Origin of the sequence: Vampirovibrio sp., from assembly GCF_041737375.1 — a bacterium.
Taxonomy (GTDB): domain Bacteria; phylum Cyanobacteriota; class Vampirovibrionia; order Vampirovibrionales; family Vampirovibrionaceae; genus Vampirovibrio.
Genome location: NZ_JBGSRV010000018.1, coordinates 232218 through 253622, shown reverse-complemented (window position 1 = coordinate 253622; position 21405 = coordinate 232218). Strand labels below are relative to the sequence as shown.

The window sequence follows — 21405 nt, the reverse complement described above, 5'->3', positions numbered from 1 at the left end:
GTCCACGGGTAAAAGACGTATTCGCCTTGAGGCCATCATGTCCTTTGTTTGGAGGATATGACGAGCGTAATATTTACAGAGCGCCGCCATCCTTTATAATAGGATGAGTGGGAGCACAGCAAAATATAGGGGACATCAGATTGTACACCGTCGATACCGCGTTAGAGTCGTTGCGAAAGTACGATATACACGAGGCTGACCTTCTGGGATGGGAAAAAGAACTCAGCCTGGAAATTCCGGTGGACGAATATGGCCGCAAGCAATACAGTCCGCATCACGTTAATTTGTTCAAAAACATTAAAAAGCACATTACCCTGGGGCGCACCATTCAGGAAATTCGGCAACTCATTAGCCTGCCGCCGCTGGAAAATTCAAAACCCAGAGAAGTCCGTCCTGCCTTTGCTTCGCCAACCGGGGATGCTGGCGCTCAGTCGGCTTCCGCCAAAGTGCTGCAAAAATCCGCTTACGCCTCAGTGCCCAAGCGGCCCACCCGACCCGGAGAGTTAGGCAGTGGCGCTGCCAGCGTGGTGAATCTGGTACAAAAGCTTAACAAGGAAAAAGATCAGCTTTATAAAAAGTTGCTGGAAACCGAAAAACTGAACTCGCACCTGTACAGCGCCAATAATTTATTCCACAAAAAAGTGCGGGATATGACCCTGCAAATGACCCAGTTGCGGGAAAATTTTAATGAAAACGAGAAATTTAAACTGCTGGACGATAAAGCTCGTTTGCAAAAGCAACTGATTGACGCAGAGAAGCTCAGTCAGTACAAGCAGGAAGAAATTTCGCGTCAGAAATTATTGAATGAAACCTTGCACAAACAGGTGCAGCAGCGGGATCAAAAAATTGAGGCCATGCACGCCGCCTTTGACGCCGATAAGTTTCGGGGTGACTGGATGGAAACCGGCAGTTTGGTGGAAGTGGTTTACGATAATTTTGGCATTAACATTGAGCCGGAACGGGTTCGCCTGTTTCGGGTTTCAGAGCGCCCTTCCCGCATTTATGGCGCTTTGGCCATTATTAACACCAGCTACCAGTATGAAACCAACAATTTGTGGAAGCGTGATGAAACGCTGATGGTTTCTTATATGGATGAGCAAACCCTGGAAGGCGAATTGATTGCCGAGTATATTCTGGACGGGGTGCCGGTGGCCAAGGCCGTGTACCGGGTAACCTGTCAGCGCAGCCTGTAAGGTTTTTGCCTCAGGGCTAGTTCTGTTAAAACATATCAAAACAGCGGACGTGATCAGTCGATCAGGTCCGCTGTTTTTTTAACAGTGGTTGGGGTGCAGTGAATCGGGGGGGGCCTTGTGCTTATTTCCTCTGCTTATTCTTTGTCGGTATCCGCGTCGCATTGGCCGTCGCCGTCGGCATCGGTGCATTCGCCGCCCGGCTCATTCTCATTTTGAGAGGGTGCGATGGGGGTGGTCGCAAGGCCGTCTAACAAGGCGCTGTAAGCCGGTTCTAGATGGGCTTGGGCCAGCATCACCATGGCCGCAAACAACAGGGCCAGTGATGTACGGGTGAAGAGGCGGGTTGTTTTCTGTGGTTTAAGCATAATGGGCAAAGGCTCCTTAATTGGTCAATCGCACATGAATATCCTGGGCCACGGTTTCATAAATTTCCTGTATCCGATTAGAATCGTAGTTGGCTGCCTCGTACTGTTGCCCCTCGGTACGCTGGGCCATAAAGTCCAGTTGTTCAGGCCGCCAGGTGGGTTGTTTCAGCAACCGGCGAAAAATATCCTGAGAATTACCTGACAGATAAGGATCGTAGAGGGAAATGGTGTGAATGGTGACCCCCATTGTTTTGGCCCGCTCGGTTTGCAGGTTGGTTTTGCTTTCCATGGCGTCTACATAAGTGTTGGTACATTGCACGGCGGAGGCCGGGATCATGCTGTTTTTAATGGCATCGTTGGGCAACACCGGACAAATTTTTTGACCATTTCTGGTGTAGCACAGGTTTCTGACCACTTGAGAGTTGTTAACCGGATCGATGCACTTCCGGTAGGGTTCCCGATAGTTGTAGGAATAATAACTGTCGGGGGCGGGCAGGTTGGGGATGCCATCGGTCATAAAAATAATAATTTTACTGGCGTTTTTGCGGCCCTTGCTTTGTAATTCATCCAGGGCCAGTTTCAGGCCCGGTTCGTAATTGGTGTTCCAGCCCACACCGCTAAATAAACTTAAACCATTTACCTTGTTTTTAACGGCTGTAAAGCTGGGAGACTGGTTGGCCGATGTTAAGCCAATCTCTTTGGCACCGGTCTGGTCAAAGCTCACCAGCCCGATGCGATCCACGGACTCATTGTCCAAGGCTGCAATGATACTGATGAACTTATTGGCCGCTGTTTTAATGTCTTTCATGGGGCGGTTGTTTCCCAGGTCATCCATGGAGTTGGAGGTGTCGATGACCAAAATGGTGTCTCGGGCCGCTGGGGCCGCTGAGGATCCGGCTACCACTTTCATGGCGTTACAACTGGCTTCACCAGAGTTTCCGGCATTGCCGCCTTCCACCTGCTCACCTTCCAGTTCTTTCCCGCCACCGTTGCCGCTCAGGGCGCAGAGCAGCTTTCCCATAATGGTGGGTATATAGACTTCGCCGGTGACTTTAAATTTACTTTTATCAACCGAAAAATTGAGGTTGGACTCACTCAATGCTTGCCCTCCCACCGGGTTTTCGGCGGCCAGTTCCAAAGCGGCTTCGGAGGCTTCTGCTTCACCGGTGGGCAAGGCCGTGGCCCCTGCCAGTGCGGCGGCATCTACGGCGGTTTGTAACTGATTTTGGGTGGCAAAGTAATAGGGCAAATCAATGGCCATTACCGATGCGCTTAGCCCCAGCATCAAGGCTCCAATACTTAAAATGATGGCAGACCCGCCAGCATAAGATCGCCGTTTGGCTGCTTGCATGGGTAACACCTCTATAACGTTCTTAGTACTAATCCACTTCAAACCACTTCAACTGTAAGCAGAATGCCTCGGTCTAAAACTTTTCAAACCTGAGCAAACGCGCTTGTAAAGACCCTGTAACAGGTTTGAGGAGGTGAGGGTATAGAGGTTATGTCGCCTTAACGAGAGGCCAGCCGAATTTTAACAACAGAGCCACCGGGTGTACTTCCGGCGGCTGCGCCCCCTGTGTTGCATCCCTGTTTGCAGGCGTGCCGGTAAAAGCGGCCTTCAATATAGCGGCTATCAGCAGAACCATTGGCCTTGTAGCCAGTCATTTTAAAACCCACAAACCCGCTTACATTCACTTTGGTGTTGGAGCCTCCCCCAGACCAGCTATCGTAAAGGGGCAGCGGAAACAGGGTTTTATTGCTGATGAGTTTGTCCAGCTCGTTGCTGGCGCTGGAAATGAAGTTACCGGGGCTACTACTGTAGCATTCTCCCACGTTTACGGTGCCCGGAAAGCCGGTGGCAAACCAGTCTCGAATGGTGCTGCTGCCTACGGCATCGGGGCTACAGTTTCTTAAGTCGGCAAAACCCCAGTTGCCGGAACCCAGTTCGGGACAACCGGCCTGATTCTGAACCCCGTCCACTTCCACATGATCGCCGTAAATGCGAACCACGTTATTTTCAGGAACGCCATCTTCCATGGCTTTTTTGAATTGGGCCTCGCAAACGTACATGGGGCGTAATCCCCCGTTGGTAATACCGTTAACGGTTTGATCAATCAGGGCGATGGATTGCGCCCCGGTATCCATATGATCCACCCCGAACAGGCGGGCGAAAAAAGTGGGCAAGGGTTTGTTAAGGCTACCTTCGGCCTGTCGCACTGTCAGCCGAACCGCGTTGTATCCGTTGGTCAGGCTGTAATCGGGATTGACGCTGGGAATGGTAAAACTGGCCGCGTTGTAAGTTTTGGTGGCTGGATCAATAAAACCAAAGGTCACATCCTCTTCAGCCAGTCGCAGTTCGGGCGTGTTTTCCTGAACCAGATCCTGTGCGGCGAATTTGGCGTTGCTTAACTTGGCGGCGGGGTCAACTTCCGTATCCCGGTAAAGGGCTGTGGCTGCGGCCAAAGAACCACTATCGGCGCTGGTTTGCAGTAAATTCTGGGCGGCAAAGTAATAGGCAAAATCCACCGCAAAGGCGGCCATCATGAGGCCAACAAAAATTAAGCCAATTAATTGAATGGTAAAGTTCCCTTTCTTAAAGGAACGATTGCACTTTTTAATAATCATGACCGAACTCCCGATACAACGCCTCATGCCCATTGGCCCAAGCTAGCCAATCCAATCCTATCTAATAGCTTATTATGCCACCGTTTGCCATTTTTAAAACCAATGTGTTGAATGGATGGGCTTGCTTTAACTCTCTTTAACATTGGTTTTTGAATGAAGCAATGGTGGCATATGCCTATTAATACGAATGAACATGGCCCCGCTTCAGGTTGGGGTCGAAAAGTCCCCCTTTTGTTTTTTTGAGGAATACATGCCCCATGTCCACCCTGGAGAGTTATCAAGCCGCAATGGGCAATCTGCCTGCGGCCCCCACTGTGCAAATTCCTGCTCCGGCCAGCCGCTTTGTACCGGCTATTCCCAAAACCCTGGCCGAAACCGGTTTGGCCCAGGTGGTGGTGGAAGAACTGATTTTTAAAATTATGCTGGCCAAAGGGGCCATGACCGGGCGAGAACTGGCCATGGACTTGTGTTTGCACTTCTCTCTGGTGGAAACTATTTTGGCAGACCTGAAAAGTCGCTTGCTGGTTTTGCACAAAAATAACGTGGGCATGGGCGATTTTGTGTATATGCTCAGCGAAGTGGGCCAGGAAAAAGCCATGATGGCTCGGGATATCTCCGCTTACGCCGGGGCGGTGCCGGTTCGCTTTGAAACGTATCTGGAGGCGGTCAAGGCGCAGTCCATTCGCAACGAAAAACCCGATTACGCGGTACTCTCTGAAGCGTTTCGGGACATGATTTTTGATGAGGCCCTGTTTGATACCATTGGGCCTGCCATTAACTCGGGCCGGGGCTTGTTTTTATACGGGGAACCCGGCAACGGTAAAACGTCCATTGCTGAAAAACTGGCCCTTTGCTTTAACAACGATATCTTTATTCCCAAATCGTTATTTGTGGAAGGTCAGATTTTACAGCTGTATGACCCCCAGAACCATGATCCGGTGCCACAGGAAAACCCGCTGATGGCCAAGTACGATCAGCGCTGGATGGAAATCAAGCGTCCGGCGGTGATGGTGGGGGGTGAGCTGATGATGGACGCTTTGGAAATCAAGTACAACCCCATTCTCAAGATATCGGAAGCCCCCTTGCAAATGAAGGCCAATGGTGGGGTGTTTTTAATCGATGACTTCGGTCGGCAGCGGGTGAGCCATATTGATTTGCTGAATCGCTGGATTGTGCCGCTGGAAAAGCGCATGGATTTTTTGGTATTGCCCAATGGTCAAAAAATTGAAGTGCCGTTTGATGAGCTGATTATTTTTTCCACCAACCTGGATCCTAAATCGCTGGTGGATGATGCCTTTCTGCGGCGGATTCCCTATAAAATTCATGTAAAAGACCCCAGCGAGGCCCAGTTCAGGCAAATTTTTAAAATGCTGTGTGAAAAATACCAAGTGGCTTACGATGATGCCAAGGTGAGTTATTTGATTCAGAATCACTATGTGGGGAAACGACCCTTCCGGGGCTGTCAGCCACGCGATATTCTGGAGCAGATTTTAAACGCGGCTTCTTATCAAAAAACACAGCCTGTTTTAACTGAGGCCATGCTGGATATGGCTTGTCGTAACTACTTTGCGGCCATGGGCAGCGACTGATCGGCCCTACTCTTTCAGAGTAGACCCTGACCCGTTGCGCCTCCCGGAACGAGGGGCCATTGTGGCTTGTTTTTCCTGACCTGCCTGATTCGGTTTTTGGGTGTGTGGGGAAGGGGGTAGGAATGGCCCGATTGGCTAATTCTTTAATGGGGGGAGGCCCGCTATGCTGAAGCAAACTGGAAAATTGGCTAGCGTTTCTTTGTCCCCGCTTTTAACAGATGATGGGTTTTGGATGGTTGGTTTGCCGGACTCCCGAATTGAATACCCGCTGAATTGAATCACGATTAGATTGACTGATTACCGGATGGTTCCCCTGTAACACCCCCTGTAAAACCATGGAGGATGCGTGATGGTTCATACCTATGCCAAGGTGGTGGGGCTGGCCCTTTTTCTGTTGGGCCTTTTGGGCGGCATTCCGTTATTTGCGCCGCAGGGGTTGTTGTTTGGCATTTTTCGGGTTGATTTTATACACAATCTGTTACATCTGGTTTCGGGCCTGATATTAATGGGGGTGGGTTTTGGGGTGCATTGGGGGGTGGCCCGTCGGATTGTCTTGCTGTTTGCCCTCATTTACGGGTTTTTAACCGTGCTGGGCTTTTTGGCCCCCGATGGTCGCGTTTTGGGTATGGCCGTTAACATGGCCGACAATGTGTTGCACTTAACTGTTACCGCCACAGCGCTCATGTTTGCCCTTCCTGTTCGGCATTACACTTCTCGTAAAAGCCGGCTGTAAAAGTCGGCCGGAAAAGTCGGCCTTAAAAGCATGGGCTGGCCGGGGTTGCGCTTGAATGTTCCTGTAGTATGGTAGTGGTTGGTTTAGATGTTTACGGAGTTCCCCATTAACCATGATTGAAATCATTTCCGCTGGTGTTAACCCGGTTCAAGATATTGCATATAAAAGTCCTCAAGGACAATACCGGATGGTGGTAGAAATTCCGGCTGGCACAAACGAGAAATGGCAAACCGATCCCATCAGTGGCGATTTCTATCACGATGAAGAGAACGGGATTCCACGGGTCATCAACTTTTTACCCTACCCCATGAACTACGGATTTATCCCGCAAACCATGTTGCCCAAAGAGAAGGGCGGCGATGGAGATCCGATGGATATTATTACCCTGGCGTCGGCCAGACCCATGGGTACTTTGGATGATGTGCGCCTGATTGGGGCTTTGCAGCTTTCCGAAGGCGGCGAGCAGGACACCAAGATGGTGGGCTTGCTGAAAGATGGTCCTTTTTCCGATGTGCAGGACATTCAGGACTTGCTGATGCGTTACCCCGGTACGGTGGAAATTATTCGGCTGTGGTTTGAAGGCTATAAAGGAGCGGGTTCATTCCTGTTTCAAGGTTATCTGAACCATTATCAAGCCAGTGATCTAATCGAGCTGGCTCACCAGGAATGGAAAGAGCTTCAAGTCGCTGTTTAGAATTCTTTTTGGAAGCTTTAAACAGGCAATTTGCGTTTGATAGGCTTTTAATTCGGCCCCGGACACGCCGGTAAAATTTTATCGCTTGGGCGTTCAGTCGCCCAAGCGATTTTGCCCTGTTGCTTACAACCGCTTTGCGATATGGGATAAAGCGTGGGCTTACAACGCTTTCAAAGCCCCGGTGTGATGGGATGACGGGTTTTCCGTGAGCTGGGTGGGATCAATGGATTGCAGCAGCGGTGCCGGTTGGGCGGCCACGTGATCATAAATGGTGCGAGAGGCCTGGTGGAAGAGATCCCTTACGCTGTAATCGTTATAGGGGCGTTCCACTTGCATGGATAAAAAATACTTGCGCCCATCGGGCAGGTATACGGTTCCTGAATCACCCAGTGAGGTGCCGATATCCCCGGTTTTGTGCGCCACTTTGGCTTCTTTGGGCAAAGGCCATACCATCAGGCGGCGGTTGTGCGTACTTTCCAGAATTTCGGTGCCGTTAATGCGGGATAATTGGGATACCAGCGGGCCGGAATCGATATTGTAAAGCACACTCACCATTTCGTAGGGAGAAATGGTATTGGTGCCGCTTAAGTCGGGTAACCAGTTGCGAATGCGGGTATGCACCAGCCCCAGGTTGGCCAGTTTTTTGTTCACCGCCTCAGTGCCACCCAAATAAGAAATCATCATGTTGGTGCAGGTATTGTCGCTAATGCTAATCATTTGTCCGGCCACATCGTTGGCGGTAAACGCCTTGCCCGGATCCTGATATTGCAGACTGCCTGAGCCAGCCGCCCGGTGATATTCGGCATACAACAGCGGGGTATCAATGGTAATCAGGTTTTTGTCCACGTTCATCAGGTAATCCAGCAAAATGGGCAGCTTAATCACGCTGGCGGCAGGTACCGGATCATACCCATTGATTTCAACGTAGGTGCGATCCTGTGGGTTGTAAAAATATAAGTGTGGCCTGAATCGATCGGCTGGAAACTGTGCCATAAGGGCTTCTAGCTGGCTTTTTAGGGCAGCGTCTTCGGCCAGCGGCATCACCGGCATCAGTTTGTTTTGAAAGATGCCTGCCCCGTGATGGGTGAGCAAGGCGTAGTCCAGGTTATGGTAATACAACAGGCTGGGAATTTTTAGCAAGCCGAAATCCCGATCCAGAAAGGTTTCAAACTGGCGGGTGTCCGGGGGGGCATCGGTGAACGACTGTGACCCATCGGGCAAATCGGGCAATGCCTCTACTCCCTGAGCCAGCACTTGAGGCACCACTTGAAACGCGGTCCAGATTCCCCCGCCAATCAGTCCCAGTAAAAGCAACACGCCCAGCACCAAAATGGCCATGCGCTGCTGCCTTTGCTTTTTGTGCTGGTACCGACGGTAAGACAGCGATCGGGGCGAGTTATGATTTCGTGACATTGGCAGACCCTTTGCCGGGTTAAGCAGGTTCGGCGCTCTCACTCTAAACTCTCTAAACGAATTTACTAAACGCTGAAACGCCAAAGCGGGGTATGAAACAGCACAAACATTCAGTTTGCGTGATTCAGCCTCGTGGCTATGCTTCTATTGTAACTTTTTTGTTGGGTTTGGGAATAGTAAACCCCCAAATCTACAACGACTGATCCAGATCCGGGCTGAGTTCCACCGGTTTCAGACCCTCCACCGGCGGTCCGTTTAACACTTGGCCCAAGGCGTTAAAGCGCCCCCCATGGCAGGGGCAGTCCCAGCTTTTTTCGGTGGGGTTCCAGTCCACCAAACAACGGGCGTGGGTACATACCGGAGAAAAACCATAAAACACGCCTTCCGGGCTGTGATAAACGGCCACTTTGTCCCCATCCACCAAACAAATTGCCCCTTCGCCGGGTGGAACATCGGTGGGTGTCTCAATGGCTGTTTTTTTGAGGCGATCCCCCACAAAATGCCCTACCGTACTGAGGTTCTCCGATAAAAAACCACCGGCTGAGGCAATGGGCTTGGTGCGGCTGGGGCTTAAAATATCGGCGCAGGGGTTGGGAATGCCCTGAATCAGATCGCTAATCAGTTGAGCGGCCAGGGTGCCGTAAGTCAGCCCTTCCCCGGAAAATCCGGTGGCGATATACACATCGGCGCTTTTTCCAATGTAGGGCAAGCCATCCGCAGGTTCATAAAACTGGGCCGACCATCGATAATCCACCCGGTTGACGTTAAAGCGCTGGGCGGCAAAGGCTTCCAGCTGGTTAAAGCACTGCTCGGCATTGCGTGACTCTCCGGTTCGATGATCCGCGCCTCCAATAATGAGGAGCGGCCCTTGTTCATCCTCGGCCAGTCGCAGATAGTGATAGGGGTCGGCCATATCCCAGTAAAGGGCATCGGCAATCACGCTGTCGGTTCGCACCCCAATCACATAAGATCGCCACGGTTCCAGCCGGGTTTGAGACAGGGGTCTGAACCCAATGGGGGTGTGGGTGGCAATCACCACGTTTTTGGCGTGAATGCTGCCGCCTTCGGTTTTCAGGAGGTGTCCGCCCTCTCGGCCATGGCTTTCGATGTCTGTGACTCGGGCATTTTCAAACAGGGGGACCCCTTCCTGATGCAGTTGGGCGGCCAGACTTTGGGCGTAGCGCAGGGGATCGATGGCCGCTTGCTGGCTGACCTGAACCCCCTCTTCCACCGCAAAGGGCAGGGGTACGTTAAAGGTTCGATTGGCGGCCAGACCTGCCTTGGCCATGGCTTCCACTTCCTGCTGCAAAGCCTTTTGCTGCTCGGTGGTTTCGGCAAACAGGTAACCCGGCAGCCAGCGGAATCCGCAATCTATTCGATAATCCGTCACCTGTCGTTCTATTAAAAGCATGGCTTCTTCAATGCCCCGTACCACGCTACGCAGGCTGGCTTCGCCAAAGGCGGGTATCAATTCCTGAAATCGGGTATCCAGCAAAATGCTGGTTAAATGTCCGGAGTTAAAGCCGGTGACCCCATACCCCACCGGGTGGGCATCCACCACCGCAACTTCATAACCGGCCCTATGCAGCAAAAGGGCTGTGCTGAGTCCAGTCAGGCCCGCCCCGATAATGGCAACATCCGTTTCCAGTGAACCGCTTAAGGGCGGAAATTGATTGGTGAGGGCGCCACGAATGGGCCTGTTCTGGGCGTTGTGTTTCCACAGTGAAACGGTGGCGCTTTCGGCTGGGTTCTCAAAGTGGGCGTAGAACGGGTCACGAGCATCGGCCATGGCTGTCCCCTTTCTGCTAGTCACGGGATGGCGGGTGTTGTTAAACAACGCGAATTCCTGTGTGTTCCGTCTGTCCCCAGTGTGAGGCAGGATCGCCTCAGCTTCAATTCCCCAGTGGGATAGCAGGAAGAGGGATAACCATTCGCCTATAAAAATATTAGAATTTATTAATAAATTGATATATAATAAGTGCAAGGGTCATTGAAGCGAAAGCAATTAAAATCAAGAGGTCATCGGTATGAACGCACAGGCATCGGATAAGGTTTGCCGCCGTTTAAAGGCGCTGGGGCATCCCATTCGGCTGGGCATTCTGAATGTGCTGCGTTCGGGCGAAAAAAGTGTGTATCAGCTGGAAGCTCTGATGGGGACCACCCAGTCTAATATTTCCCAGCACTTGGGCCAGTTGCGGGATAAAGACATTCTGGTATCCCGAAAGCAGTCCAATCAGGTTTTTTATTCGGTGCGGGACCCCAAAACCTTCGATCTGCTGGACTTGCTTCAGGTTCTATATGCGGCCAGCTAAAACCGGCCACTGAAACGAGCCACTTTGTGCTCGGTTTGGGGGTGAATGCCACCCGAAATCACTCCGGAAAGTTCCATCGGAAAAGAATTACGTTGGACAGCATTGAGTCCCAAAACATTGAGATAGACCGGAAAGCATTCAGTAAGAAAGAAAAGGAAAGGCGGCACCGTTTGGGATGCCGCCATTTTTTTAGTAAATATTCTATTCCCCGCCTCGGGGGAAGTACCGGCCCCGTTCGGCGTAGTGGGCCTCCCAGTCTTTTACGTCAAAGGCTTCCACAATGAACTGGCGGGCCGCTTCCACATCAAAAGGTTTGCAGCTAAACAGATCAAAAAAGAAGTAATCCTTTTCCGTAAACGAATGAAAAGACAAATGGGATTCGGCAATGACCACCATGCCAGTGATCCCCCGATCTTCCGGTACCAGACCCGCATAGGGAAACACATAGGGCTGAATGATCTTGGTCATCCCTATGCGCTCAGGCAGGGTGTTCAGCACCTCAAACACATAGGCCAAATCCCCAATGCGGGTGGGGTCGCACTGCCTGCAATCCAGCATTAAATGTGGCCCAAACCCCAGGTTGTCAGAAGGCTCCTGACCCGCTTTGGACTGGGCTTGCAGAATGACTTGGGTCATAGTACACCCCCTTTCAGCAGGATGCTTTTGGACAGTTCGGCTTCGGCGGCGCTCAGGGCGTTTTGCTCCAGTCTGGCTTTAATCAAATCCAGATTGCCCCGCTTGAGCATCTGGATTTCACTTTCCTGGGCCCCCAATACTCGCCGCAAGTGCTCGTAAGCGCCCATGGGATCAATTTCGTCTCCGCAGGTGTACAAATCCACGGAGGCGTACCCGTATTCTGGCCAGGTGTGAATGGCCAGATGCGATTCGGAGATGACCACCACCCCGCTGACCCCCCAAGGCTCAAAGCGATGGAAGGTGGACTGTACAATGGTGGCCCCGCAGGCACGGGCAGCATCGTTCATGTGGGTTTCAATGCCCGCCACGTCGTCCAGGGTTTGGGTATCGCAATCGTAGAATTCCACCAGCAAGTGGCGGCCCAATACATTGTTCATTGGCAATGGTTCCTCGTTGATTCAATACGGCGTACACAAAAAAGCCTTGCCATAGCCTTCGGTTCGCCCACTGCCTGCGCTCTTTAAAAAAAGAAGCAGGCCCAATGAGCGCCCGAAATGGGGCGTTAGGCGGCTAAGGCCGTCGTAGAGTAATCTTCGGAGGACTGGTTGCCACTATCAAATAAAAAGCGCTGCAAAAAGGTAATGAAAAAACGGCTGGCCCCTTCACTGGAAAATACCTTGCTCAAAAACTCCATATTGTGAGAATGAGCCTGGCTTTTGCTTTTGGCCTTCAAGTTAGGCACATAGTATTGGTGCAAAGGCAGTCGCTCCCCGTCCAGTGGCGGTAGGGAGGCTTTGCCCTTAAAGGGTTGAAAAGCTGAATGGGGCATAGGCTTTGCAAACCTTTCACACACGTTTACACACCGTTTAATACAAGATACTTGGGATTAAGACTGATTTTTTGCGGCTGTGTTCCCATCTCTTACCATTATTTTTGCAAATGATAGTCGCGGTTCCCATACAGGGGTAAAAACCCTGTTTACGATCGGGCCTTATTTTTGGGTTGAGGTAGGCGAATCATGCGCTCAATCTGCTCAAATACTTCATGATTCAGGGCAATGGTTAAATGATCAATGTCAGGATCATCCAGAATCAGGTTATTGATTTTGCAGGGCACATCGCCTGTGGATTCCAGAATGCCTTTGCGAAAGTGAACCATAAAATCCCAAACGGTTAGCAAGCTGTGATAGGCCACCCCTGTGGAATGGCGAACCAGATTCAGGTTCCAGTGAATCAACTCGTCAAACACCTTGGGCACCGGTTTGCCGGGGTTGCGAGGAATCCACAGATTTTTCAGTTCCTTCACCCCTTCAGCGCCCATATACCCGGCCCCCAAAGAAACCAGATTGGCCACGGAATTGGCTTTCAAAGTTCTGGTTTGCAGCCAGTAGTGGGCAATAACCCCACCCAGGCAATGCCCAATTACGTTTACTTTACTCACATCACACTGGCGTTTCAGGTTTTCCAGTTCTATTTCCAGCTTGTCCGCAGCGGTGGCCACATCGGCCAGTCCGTTTTCTGGCAAGGACATAACCGCCACCGGATACCCTTTTTGGGTAAAGTAGGCATGCATTTCCCGAAAGAAAACCGGGGGGGTGTTCAACCCCGGCACAATGAGCAAAGGCAGTTTTTGCAAATCCTGATCGGCGGAAGTGACCATGGTGGGGATTTCCTGCACCGCAAAGCACCCCTGCCGGTTCAGGGCGTAATAGTCCTGACGGGCCAGTTTTCCCAGTCGTCCCAATCGCCGTATGGCGTTGAAGTAGCTCATGAAAAAGGCGGTTAAATTATTGATGGGACGGCGTTTCAGCGGGTTGATAAAGTCGCTGTTGAAGTAATCCTGAATGTTGCGGATTTCCATTTCGGACAAACGCCGGTGGATGGGGTTTAATTTCATCAAAGCGGCGGCGAACATGCTGCCCAGGGTGGAATACATCCAGGGGATGGGCTTGTGTTTGAAAGCGCTATTTTTGGACACGAGGATTACCCGGTTATTTTGCTAACGACAAAGGAGACGATCATACTTATCATACCACTTCGGTTTCTGAGATAAACCGCTCTATTTACAATTCCCCAGTGGATATAGGAGGTATCTCCAAAATCGATTGGGGCATGCTGTTTTTTTGATTTTATTTCAGGGTTTTGAGGCCGGGGCAGTGCGGGAATAGATGAACCAGTCATGGGTTTTCACCACATGGGGGTACAGGGCTTGCAAATAGTCCTTGCACGTTTGCAGGCCCCGCTCGTTATTGGCCCGGTGTCTAAACAGCCAAACCCGCTGATAAGGCTGGAGTAAAGCGGGCTTGGGCAAGGGAACCGTTTGCCCGTTAAACTGGTTAATCCAGTAAAGCATGGGCTGGGCGGGCCTACTTTGATGCAGGTAATAGGCGGCCAGATTGGGGGCTCCCCAAGGCCCGTTGGCAAAAATTAAATCGTTGGGCTGGGCCTGACTGGTAAAATACCGGATTTTCTGCCGAATATTGTCATCCTTGTTATGCTCATCCCGAAACGGAGAAGGCGCCCACACGCATCCGATGGCCAAAAACAACATGCCAGCCAGCACCGCCAGGCCCAGCTTGGGCCGCAGGCCGGATTTTGTCTGCAACCACCGATGAAGGGCCAGCCCCACCCATAGGCACATGGCCGGGGCAATCAACATGGCATAGCGATCGATGATGGAAATATGGGTGTGTTTTATAGCATCGTAGGCTATTTGCAGGAAAAGTGGGCCTAGTATCCAGGCCAGCATGTAGCCTTCCCGCTTTCGGCTGATGGAAATCTTGTGAACCAAAGCTCCCCAGGCAATGCCCACAAAACTTAACAAGGTTAGCGGGAAATAAAAGGCCCGCACCAGCCGGTTATCCCCGGCCATCACCACCAGCGGTTGCCACAGTGGCACGGTCAGATAACGACTCCAGGCCACCCAGCCTTTGGCGAAATGGTACTCATCGTTCACCCCCTGTTGTTGCATTTGATACACCGGCAGCCACAGGAAGGCAATGCCCGTTAACAGGGCCAGAGCAGGCAGAAAGAGCAGGGCTTTTTGCCCGTTTTTATTTTTCTCGTTTTTGCTTTGCCGGGTTTTGCTTTGAAAAAGTTCAACGCACCCAAACACGAATTGAAACCCCAGAAAAAACACGAACATATAATGGCTGAGCATGCCGCCTGCGCTAAAAAGAGCGTAAAGCCAAGCCCAGCGCCAAGGATGCTGCCCGTATAACAGCTTCCAGAAGGCCAGACCAGAGCAAGCCGTCCAAAACAGGCTGAGGGCATACATGCGGCCTTCTTGGCCGTAATAAATCTGGAAGGGGGCCAATGCGGCTACCAAGGCGCACAGGTACCCGGCCCGCCGTCCGCCCAGGGCTTGGCCCAGCCCAAATACCGGCAAAATCATCAGCGTGGACCACAGGGCCGAAAAGCTGCGCAACCCGGCGGCATGATTGCCAAACCAGCCCATCCATGGATTTACCAGCAAGTAATAGAGCGGCATATGCACGTTGATTTTAAGCAAGGCCAGCAGCCGGTTCATATCCATGGGCTGCCAGCTTAAATAATGCGTGTAATAATACTGGGCGGTGTGAATTTGGGTGTCCAATCGCTCCGGGAACAGGTGGGTGTTGGCTACTATCAGGGAATAGATCTCATCAATCCACAGGCTGGCGGATGCAATATTGCTCAGCCGTAGTCCCAGCGCCAGCAGCAGAATCAGCCCCACTATCAAAATAGGCAGGGCGGGGTGTTGACTCTGGTTTTGGGGGGACTCCAGGCGTTTCATGGGCGGCTCATTGGCTGTATTTCTCTAGGTGGGGTTATACCAGAAACCGGCCGTTTCGTCCCGGTTCAATTATCGGGAGAGGCTGTTCAATCAAAAGCCTTGAATAGAGCAAGGCTCCAGGCCAAAGCCCAGAGCCGGAAATCAAGATATTGGGATTATTGGGTTATGGAGAAATCCAGAGATCTTTGTGTTTGGGGTTTTTAACCGAAACTTTGACCTGTTGAATGCCCTCAAACTGGGTTAAGGTGCGTCGAATCTGTTCGCTCAGGCGGGCCGGAACGCTGCTGTTGCTGAACTGAAAGTCTCCGGGGGCTTCCAGCGTGACCGTGGCCAGCCCCTGAGGGTCTATGCTCAGTTTGCCTACATTCAGCCGATGCAGATCCGCATCGGTAAAAAATCCCTGCCGTCGTTCGGCCTCGGTTGGCCCTTTCAGGATCGCTTCTACTGCCTTGCGGGGCGTGCTGATTTCTGGTGCGGGACGAGGCACCGGTTCTCCCAGCATCAGGGCCGGATCACTCACCAGATTGGCCAGATTGGGGAAGTAGAGTTGGGGCGTCCGAATGTCCTGTTTCAGCGGGAGGGCCATTTCCGCCTCGGTAGGCAGTTCCGCCGCCGGAGTTGTGGTTGAGCTTTCCGGGCTGGGCTTTGGGCTTGGCTCTGCCTTTGGGTTTGCTTCTGGCTTTGGGGTTGGTTCTGAAATCGGCGCTGCCTGTGGGTTCGATATTGCGGCTGGTTCTGAAGAAACCGGTGCTGGCTCTGGCGCTGGATTCAAAACGGCAGGAGGGACGGCAGGGGCGATTGGGGTGTAGGTCTGCACCACCACGGTAGGATTGGCCGCAGTGCCAACCACCGCATTCAGATTGCCGGTAATACGAACTTGCTGACCGGCTTGCCACTGTCTGGTATCCAGCGCACCCGGCGATAAGGGAAAGCGTCGGCCATCGGCTCGAACTAAAATCCATTGATCGCTTGGAGGCGTATTTTCCAGAACCCCTACCAGATTCACCGCTGAAATGTCTTCTGCCGGTGGGGCGGATCTTTGGGTTGCGGGGATTTGGGGCGAGCCCTCCGCCTTGTTGTCTCTCAAGGCCGGATTCACCAGTTTGGCCACGGAGATGGCCACATTGGCCCGCACGGCGGGTGAATTGGGAAACAATTTGGTTTTGGATCGCTCCGTTACCGTAATACCGCTTTCAATGGCTTGCGCCACCGGTATTCTGGCCCAGGCGGGAATCTCATCACTATCCCGGTAAAAGCGTAATACCTCATCGGCTTGGGCGGGGCTGAGGGAGGCCAACCCGGTTTGGGCCTTGGACAAAATCACATACATTTCAGCCATGGTCAGGATTTGATTGGGGTGAAACCGCCGGTTGGGATAGCCGGACATCCAGCCCTGCTTGACGATGGCCTGAATGGCGTTGGCCGCCCAATGGGAATGATGCACATCCGAGAAATTCTTGCCGCCAGGGTGATCTGCGATGTTGCCGGAAGCGCTGGGGTTCAGTCCCTGGCTTTTGGCCAGAATGACCGCAAATTCTGCCCGAGTGACCGGACGGTTGGGCTGGAAGGATTGATCGGCATACCCGCTAATGACGCCTCGTTCGCTTAAAAACTGAATGGCGGGGTTGGCCCAGTATCGCTCGGGCAGATCTTTAAAGGGGGTGGCGCTGTAAGCCACAGTGGCGTTCAGCATTAAAAACCCGGTGGCCAGTGGTATTAGCCCAAATCGTACTTGAGGCGATAACAATTTCAGGCAAGACGCTTTCAGGGGCAAAACGCTGGTGGGGCAGAGGGGTGCGTAGATAGGCATGATTTTAAATAGTCATCCATCAATAGTAACGGCAAATAAAAGGGGGAAAGCCCACTCAGTCAGTCCTGAACAACCAGTTAACGGGGCCAGTATGCTTGAAATAAAAGGGCGGAGCAACTACCCGATCAGGCAATTGATGGGGTTGGGTTCAGGGACATGAGGTTAAGTGCCTGTTTAGGTTTCAAAAAGGGGAGGGGTGGAAGTTTTGGGCTGGCTTAATTGACGTGGCGGGTGATTTTTTTAATGGCCATTTCCGCCCGTTTGTTAATGGCGGGATCTTCATGGGCGCGCTGTTTTTGCAGCAGGTCCAGCACTTCAGGCGGGCCAAACCCAATTTCGCCCAAAGCCCAAATGGCCAGCGCAATCACTTCCGGGTTCTTATCGGCCTGAATTACCTCAATTAAAGTGGGCACGGCTTCGGTATAGCGCAAGGTGCCAAGCTGCCAAGCGGCGATACAACGGGCATCTTCCGCCGTGCTGGTGTTCAGTAGCGTTATTAAGTGGGGCACCACGGGTTTGCCAATGCGTCCCAAAGCTTCTGCGGCTGAGGCGAAAATGGTATTGTCCTGATCGCTCAACGCTTCCAGTAAAACAGGAATGGTTTCCTCACGTCCGGTCATACCCAGCGCTTGCAGGGAGTAGTTTTTCAGGATGGGGTCTTCGCTGTGGGCCATATTTTGAAGCAATTCAAGCGCCCCATCGCCCCCCACTTTGCCCAAAGCCAATGCGGCGGCGCTGCGAACATCCGGCTCTTCTTCCGGGTCTTTCAAAATTTCCTCCAGCACGGGGAGGCACTGAGGCTCAAATTTTTCCAACATAAATAGTATGGCGTTCATTCGACTGGAAGGCGGATACTCTTTTTGCCTTACAATATTAATAGCGGTTTCAATGGGCGTTGTATCATCCGGCATGAAAAAGAACCTTCTGTGTATTGTGTCTGTATCTGGCGCGGAGCTTGATGAAACTATCTGACAAAACGAAAATAACGCAAGCATTCCGCTGGCGCAATGGCGCAAGTCTCTTTCGTCGCTCTATTGTAATCGGGTTCCTGTTTGCTTTTCAACTGGGGGCCTGCACCAGCGTTTCCGTCTGGGCTGCTCAAAAGCTGCCTGTTTTTTCCGTAACTGGCCCTAACTTATCCGTGGTGGATCGCCAGGTGCTAAAAACAATGGATGAGGCGGGCTATAAATCTCGCCTGATTCAGGAAGAAGACTTTCTGTTTCATCTGAAACCAGCCGAGACCCCCTATGTGCTGGTACCGTTGTCCAGTCGGGTTGAACTTTCCGCTTTTGGCCTGTTAAGTCGCTATGTTGGGGCTGGGGGTCAGGTGATTCTGATTTCATCAGGAGAAGTGCCTGAGCCTTCCGCCCAACGGCTACTGGAACTGATTGGCCTGAACGTGACCGGAACGGCTTTAATTTCCAACGAAATCAACCTTTATTGGCAAGGGGCTTCCTTGCCCGGTGGCGATGCCCTCACCCCCGGCAGTCGGGTTCTGACTCTGCAACCCGGCTTGAATGAACGAGTGCTGGCCAACTGGGGACAGCAATATCCCGCTATTATCACCACCGCCAAAGGCGCTTTTTTAAACTGGCCCTGGGGGCAACGTCTTTCCAATCAAACCCTGATACTGGCCTTAACTCGGGTGATGCCAATGGCTAAGCCCGATTCCATTGTTTTTTCGGGAGGGGGGGCGACTCAACCGCCCGTTGGGTTTGAAAAAGCGGCCCGAGAAAAAACTGCCAGAGAAAAAACGGATCAAACCGCTGTTAATGGCGCTGACCCTGAAAAACTCCCAAAAAGCGCTTTAAGCCCCGATTACGCTTTTAATCTGGCACTGGAAGCCAATAAAGCGGCAATGGTCAAAGCTCCCAGCACACCCTCTTCTCCGGTGGCCATTGCCGAGGCGGAAACCCCTGTTGCTGAAAACGTCGTTGAAAAAGCCAGCAGTGTTAAACCGGCACCACCCGAGCCTTCCACTTCGGCGGCTCCAAAAGCCCCAACGGCTCAGCCTGCTAATCCAATTTCTTTTGATAAAGCTCCTGCTTCTAAAACGCCTGTTTCTAAAGCTCCTGCGGTTAAACCGGCACTGGCCGTGCCAGTCAAAAAGTCCAGCAAAGTTAGCAAGGAGCAGGCGGAAGCCGAAACTGAGGCAGAGGTGCTGAACAATATTCTGGGCGGGGCAGAGCCTGACACGCCGGGGAATCCTCCCAGCGGGCCCAGTGCCTTGCTCACTACGCCGTCTTCTAACGTGGCCCAGCCGGTTGACCCCGCCGCCCCTCAACAGCCCCAGAAACCGTTCAGTTTTTTAGATCCGGAAGCGGCGGAAGTGCTGGCCCCGGCTTTTGATTACGGAACTTATTCCTACAACTTGCGAATTCTGGATGATTATAACCGCCGCATTAACAATGCCCTGGAAACCGCTCGCCAGCTTAGTCTGGAGGTGCCGGAAGAGAAGATTCGGGCCATGTTAAAGGAAGCCTATCAGCACAAGCGCAAGTTTGAGTCCTTGTATTTAAACAATCAAACCGAAGCGGGGCTTAACCAGTATGCCGAGGCCCGCCGCATCACCCTGCGTGCTTTGGCGCTAACCAGCGCCTCTCCCCGTGTTGAAGGCAGGGCCATTTGGCTGGATCGCGGCACCATTTTGCAAACCAAAAATCCGTTGGAACTCAAAAAACTGATGCTGAAACTCCATCAGGCCGGGATTAATATCGTTTATTTTGAAACCCTGAACGCCGGATTTCCGATTTACCCCAGCGCTATTTTAAAGCGCAATCCAATGGTGCAAGGTTGGGACCCTTTAAAAGCGGCGGTGGAAGAGGGACACCAGCTGGGTATGGAAGTGCATGCCTGGGTTTGGGTGTTTGCGGTGGGTAACCAGCGCCATAACGTGCTGATTGCCCAGCCCGACAGTTATCCGGGGCCGGTGCTGGCTGAAGGCGGATTAATGAGTGAAGCCTTACGCAGCCGTGAAGGCAGTTTGAAGGCAGGGAGCCGCCAGCATGAGTACTGGCTGAATCCGGCCAGTGACAAAGGCCGGGCCTTGTTGTTAAAGGTCTACGAGGAAATTGTGAGCCAGTACGATGTGGATGGCCTGCAACTGGATTATATTCGCTACCCTTTTCAAACCTCCGCCACCCGCATGGGGTTTGACCCGGTGGGGCGTGACCGTTTTTATCAGGCCACCGGCCAATCGCTGGATAATCTGGATGATTACACCGCCAAACTGTGGATTGCCTGGAAAACCTATCAGGTCAGCTCGTTTGTGCAGCAGGTTTCCGAGCGGTTGCGTAAAATCAAGCCGCAGTTAATGATTTCCGCCGCTGTTTTTCCCATGCGCCGAGAATCCCGTATTGTTTCCATTCAACAGGATTGGGAAACCTGGATTGATAATGGCTGGGTGGATACCCTCAGCCCCATGTCTTATACGTCTGATCCCCAGCGGCTACAAGGCATGTTTGACTATGTGCAGTCATCCCCCAAAAAGCGTTCTCTCATTTATCCCGGCATTGCCCTGCACCGTTTGGATGGCGGGCAACTGGTGGAACAACTGGAAGCCTTGCGTCAACATGGCGGGCTGGGGGCCACCCTCTTTGCGGGCGCTCATCTGGATCAGGAAAAAATTGACACCCTGGGAGCAGGCCCTTACAAAGAACAAACCGCCATTCCGCCTCACCAGAATGTGGTGAAATCCCTGCAATTAATTCTGGATGATTACGGCCAAAAATTTAATACCCTGCAAGCCAAAGGGGCTTTGTCCACCTTAAGCGCACCTCAAATTCAAGAGATTCAAACTTCTATCATGCAATTCCATACCCGTTTAAGCGCTTTATCCGGCTTTAAAGCCACCGGCCAAATACCTGCCGGATCGCTTGGGGCTGCTCAGGAGGCTTTGATGGCCTTGCGTCTGGCTACCGATCACTGGCTTCAGAGTGAGCAAAATAATCGGTTTCGGGCTGAATATTTTAATCATAAAATACAATTGCTCGATGAATTGCTGAATTATATTGCGGCTAGAAATAGCGTTACTATCAAGGCGGCCAAGTTCGTGGCCCCCGCTTTGCCGGTGAAAGGCGCTGCGCCATCGCCATCGTCTGTCCGTGTGTTGGGTAAAGCGGCCAAAACCCAGTAAAAATTGACCCTGCTTTTTGAGAGTTGGGTTTTTGGGGTTTGGTTATGTTGTAGCCGTTGTAGTAAGATTCATTTCTGTTTCCCCATAATCAATCTCAAGTAGGTTTATATAATGTTTCAAAGTCTT

General features: G+C 52.0%; 18 protein-coding genes. 6 read left to right on the top strand and 12 right to left on the bottom strand.

The window, feature by feature from the left end; all coding sequences use genetic code 11:
* Positions 1-140: 140 nt before the first annotated feature.
* Positions 141-1193, top strand: coding sequence for a MerR family transcriptional regulator (locus ACEW81_RS12595; protein WP_373533341.1), 1053 nt, complete (start codon positions 141-143; stop codon positions 1191-1193).
* Between the two features lie 134 nt (positions 1194-1327).
* Here the strand turns inward: ACEW81_RS12595 and ACEW81_RS12590 are convergent, their stop codons facing one another.
* The 3 genes from ACEW81_RS12590 to ACEW81_RS12580 all read right to left on the bottom strand — a co-directional run bounded on the left by ACEW81_RS12590 (position 1328) and on the right by ACEW81_RS12580 (position 4183).
* A complete protein-coding gene (locus ACEW81_RS12590; protein WP_373533340.1) occupies positions 1328-1558 on the bottom strand; it encodes a hypothetical protein in 231 nt (76 codons plus the stop codon).
* Positions 1559-1574: 16 nt separating this feature from the next.
* On the bottom strand, positions 1575-2909 hold the full coding sequence (locus ACEW81_RS12585; RefSeq protein ID WP_373533339.1) for a vWA domain-containing protein: 1335 nt from the start codon (positions 2907-2909) through the stop codon (positions 1575-1577).
* Positions 2910-3067: 158 nt separating this feature from the next.
* Positions 3068-4183, bottom strand: a complete 1116-nt coding sequence (locus ACEW81_RS12580; RefSeq protein ID WP_373533338.1) for a TadG family pilus assembly protein — start codon at positions 4181-4183, stop codon at positions 3068-3070.
* A 257-nt stretch (positions 4184-4440) separates the two neighbouring features.
* On the opposite strand from ACEW81_RS12580, the gene ACEW81_RS12575 reads away from it, so the two are divergent.
* From ACEW81_RS12575 to ACEW81_RS12565, 3 genes are all read left to right on the top strand, one after another.
* Positions 4441-5772: an ATP-binding protein gene (locus tag ACEW81_RS12575; protein ID WP_373533337.1), complete on the top strand. Its 1332-nt coding sequence runs from the start codon at positions 4441-4443 to the stop codon at positions 5770-5772.
* A gap of 349 nt (positions 5773-6121) precedes the next feature.
* Positions 6122-6505 (top strand): DUF4383 domain-containing protein, encoded by a 384-nt coding sequence (locus ACEW81_RS12570; RefSeq protein WP_373533336.1) that lies wholly within the window; start codon positions 6122-6124, stop codon positions 6503-6505.
* Between the two features lie 112 nt (positions 6506-6617).
* Positions 6618-7199 carry an inorganic diphosphatase gene (locus ACEW81_RS12565; protein WP_373533335.1) on the top strand — a complete coding sequence of 194 codons (582 nt, stop codon included), beginning with the start codon at positions 6618-6620 and terminating at the stop codon, positions 7197-7199.
* A gap of 159 nt (positions 7200-7358) precedes the next feature.
* Here ACEW81_RS12565 and ACEW81_RS12560 read toward each other — a convergent pair whose 3' ends face one another.
* The gene (locus tag ACEW81_RS12560) at positions 7359-8612 is read right to left on the bottom strand and encodes a serine hydrolase (RefSeq protein WP_373533334.1); all 1254 of its coding nucleotides are present in this window, start codon (positions 8610-8612) and stop codon (positions 7359-7361) included.
* Positions 8613-8802: 190 nt separating this feature from the next.
* Positions 8803-10401: an FAD-dependent oxidoreductase gene (locus tag ACEW81_RS12555; protein WP_373533333.1), complete on the bottom strand. Its 1599-nt coding sequence runs from the start codon at positions 10399-10401 to the stop codon at positions 8803-8805.
* A 238-nt stretch (positions 10402-10639) separates the two neighbouring features.
* Here ACEW81_RS12555 and ACEW81_RS12550 point away from each other — a divergent pair, with 238 nt between their 5' ends.
* On the top strand, positions 10640-10924 hold the full coding sequence (locus tag ACEW81_RS12550) for an ArsR/SmtB family transcription factor (protein WP_373533332.1): 285 nt from the start codon (positions 10640-10642) through the stop codon (positions 10922-10924).
* 201 nt (positions 10925-11125) lie between these two features.
* On the opposite strand, the gene speD (ACEW81_RS12545) is transcribed toward ACEW81_RS12550, so the two are convergent.
* From speD (ACEW81_RS12545) to ACEW81_RS12515, 7 genes are all read right to left on the bottom strand, one after another.
* On the bottom strand, positions 11126-11560 hold the full coding sequence (gene speD / locus ACEW81_RS12545; RefSeq protein WP_373533331.1) for an S-adenosylmethionine decarboxylase: 435 nt from the start codon (positions 11558-11560) through the stop codon (positions 11126-11128).
* The gene (gene speD, locus ACEW81_RS12540) at positions 11557-11997 is read right to left on the bottom strand and encodes an adenosylmethionine decarboxylase (RefSeq protein ID WP_373533330.1); all 441 of its coding nucleotides are present in this window, start codon (positions 11995-11997) and stop codon (positions 11557-11559) included. The genes speD (ACEW81_RS12545) and speD (ACEW81_RS12540) overlap by 4 nt, the downstream gene beginning before the upstream one ends.
* A 125-nt stretch (positions 11998-12122) precedes the next feature.
* Complete coding sequence (locus ACEW81_RS12535; RefSeq protein WP_373533329.1) at positions 12123-12389, bottom strand: hypothetical protein; 267 nt, start codon at positions 12387-12389, stop codon at positions 12123-12125.
* A 149-nt stretch (positions 12390-12538) separates the two neighbouring features.
* On the bottom strand, positions 12539-13537 hold the full coding sequence (locus ACEW81_RS12530) for an esterase/lipase family protein (RefSeq protein WP_373533328.1): 999 nt from the start codon (positions 13535-13537) through the stop codon (positions 12539-12541).
* Between the two features lie 156 nt (positions 13538-13693).
* A complete protein-coding gene (locus ACEW81_RS12525) occupies positions 13694-15334 on the bottom strand; it encodes a glycosyltransferase family 39 protein (protein ID WP_373533327.1) in 1641 nt (546 codons plus the stop codon).
* Positions 15335-15497: 163 nt separating this feature from the next.
* A complete protein-coding gene (locus ACEW81_RS12520) occupies positions 15498-17144 on the bottom strand; it encodes an S-layer homology domain-containing protein (protein ID WP_373533326.1) in 1647 nt (548 codons plus the stop codon).
* A gap of 215 nt (positions 17145-17359) precedes the next feature.
* A complete protein-coding gene (locus ACEW81_RS12515; RefSeq protein ID WP_373533325.1) occupies positions 17360-18055 on the bottom strand; it encodes a HEAT repeat domain-containing protein in 696 nt (231 codons plus the stop codon).
* Positions 18056-18102: 47 nt separating this feature from the next.
* Between ACEW81_RS12515 and ACEW81_RS12510 the strand changes: the two genes are divergently transcribed.
* A complete protein-coding gene (locus ACEW81_RS12510; RefSeq protein ID WP_373533324.1) occupies positions 18103-21279 on the top strand; it encodes a glycoside hydrolase family 10-like protein in 3177 nt (1058 codons plus the stop codon).
* The last annotated feature ends 126 nt before the right edge of the window (positions 21280-21405 follow it).

Bases quoted from the DNA above. Each gene is read 5' to 3' on its own strand.
- ACEW81_RS12590 (WP_373533340.1), bottom strand. From the start codon at position 1,558: ATGCTTAAACCACAGAAAACAACCCGCCTCTTCACCCGTACATCACTG.
- ACEW81_RS12585 (WP_373533339.1), bottom strand. From the start codon at position 2,909: ATGCAAGCAGCCAAACGGCGATCTTATGCTGGCGGGTCTGCCATCATT.
- ACEW81_RS12580 (WP_373533338.1), bottom strand. From the start codon at position 4,183: ATGATTATTAAAAAGTGCAATCGTTCCTTTAAGAAAGGGAACTTTACC.
- ACEW81_RS12575 (WP_373533337.1), top strand. From the start codon at position 4,441: ATGTCCACCCTGGAGAGTTATCAAGCCGCAATGGGCAATCTGCCTGCG.
- ACEW81_RS12570 (WP_373533336.1), top strand. From the start codon at position 6,122: ATGGTTCATACCTATGCCAAGGTGGTGGGGCTGGCCCTTTTTCTGTTG.
- ACEW81_RS12565 (WP_373533335.1), top strand. From the start codon at position 6,618: ATGATTGAAATCATTTCCGCTGGTGTTAACCCGGTTCAAGATATTGCA.
- ACEW81_RS12560 (WP_373533334.1), bottom strand. From the start codon at position 8,612: ATGTCACGAAATCATAACTCGCCCCGATCGCTGTCTTACCGTCGGTAC.
- ACEW81_RS12555 (WP_373533333.1), bottom strand. From the start codon at position 10,401: ATGGCCGATGCTCGTGACCCGTTCTACGCCCACTTTGAGAACCCAGCC.
- ACEW81_RS12550 (WP_373533332.1), top strand. From the start codon at position 10,640: ATGAACGCACAGGCATCGGATAAGGTTTGCCGCCGTTTAAAGGCGCTG.
- speD (WP_373533331.1), bottom strand. From the start codon at position 11,560: ATGACCCAAGTCATTCTGCAAGCCCAGTCCAAAGCGGGTCAGGAGCCT.
- speD (WP_373533330.1), bottom strand. From the start codon at position 11,997: ATGAACAATGTATTGGGCCGCCACTTGCTGGTGGAATTCTACGATTGC.
- ACEW81_RS12535 (WP_373533329.1), bottom strand. From the start codon at position 12,389: ATGCCCCATTCAGCTTTTCAACCCTTTAAGGGCAAAGCCTCCCTACCG.
- ACEW81_RS12525 (WP_373533327.1), bottom strand. From the start codon at position 15,334: ATGAAACGCCTGGAGTCCCCCCAAAACCAGAGTCAACACCCCGCCCTG.
- ACEW81_RS12520 (WP_373533326.1), bottom strand. From the start codon at position 17,144: ATGCCTATCTACGCACCCCTCTGCCCCACCAGCGTTTTGCCCCTGAAA.
- ACEW81_RS12515 (WP_373533325.1), bottom strand. From the start codon at position 18,055: ATGCCGGATGATACAACGCCCATTGAAACCGCTATTAATATTGTAAGG.
- ACEW81_RS12510 (WP_373533324.1), top strand. From the start codon at position 18,103: ATGAAACTATCTGACAAAACGAAAATAACGCAAGCATTCCGCTGGCGC.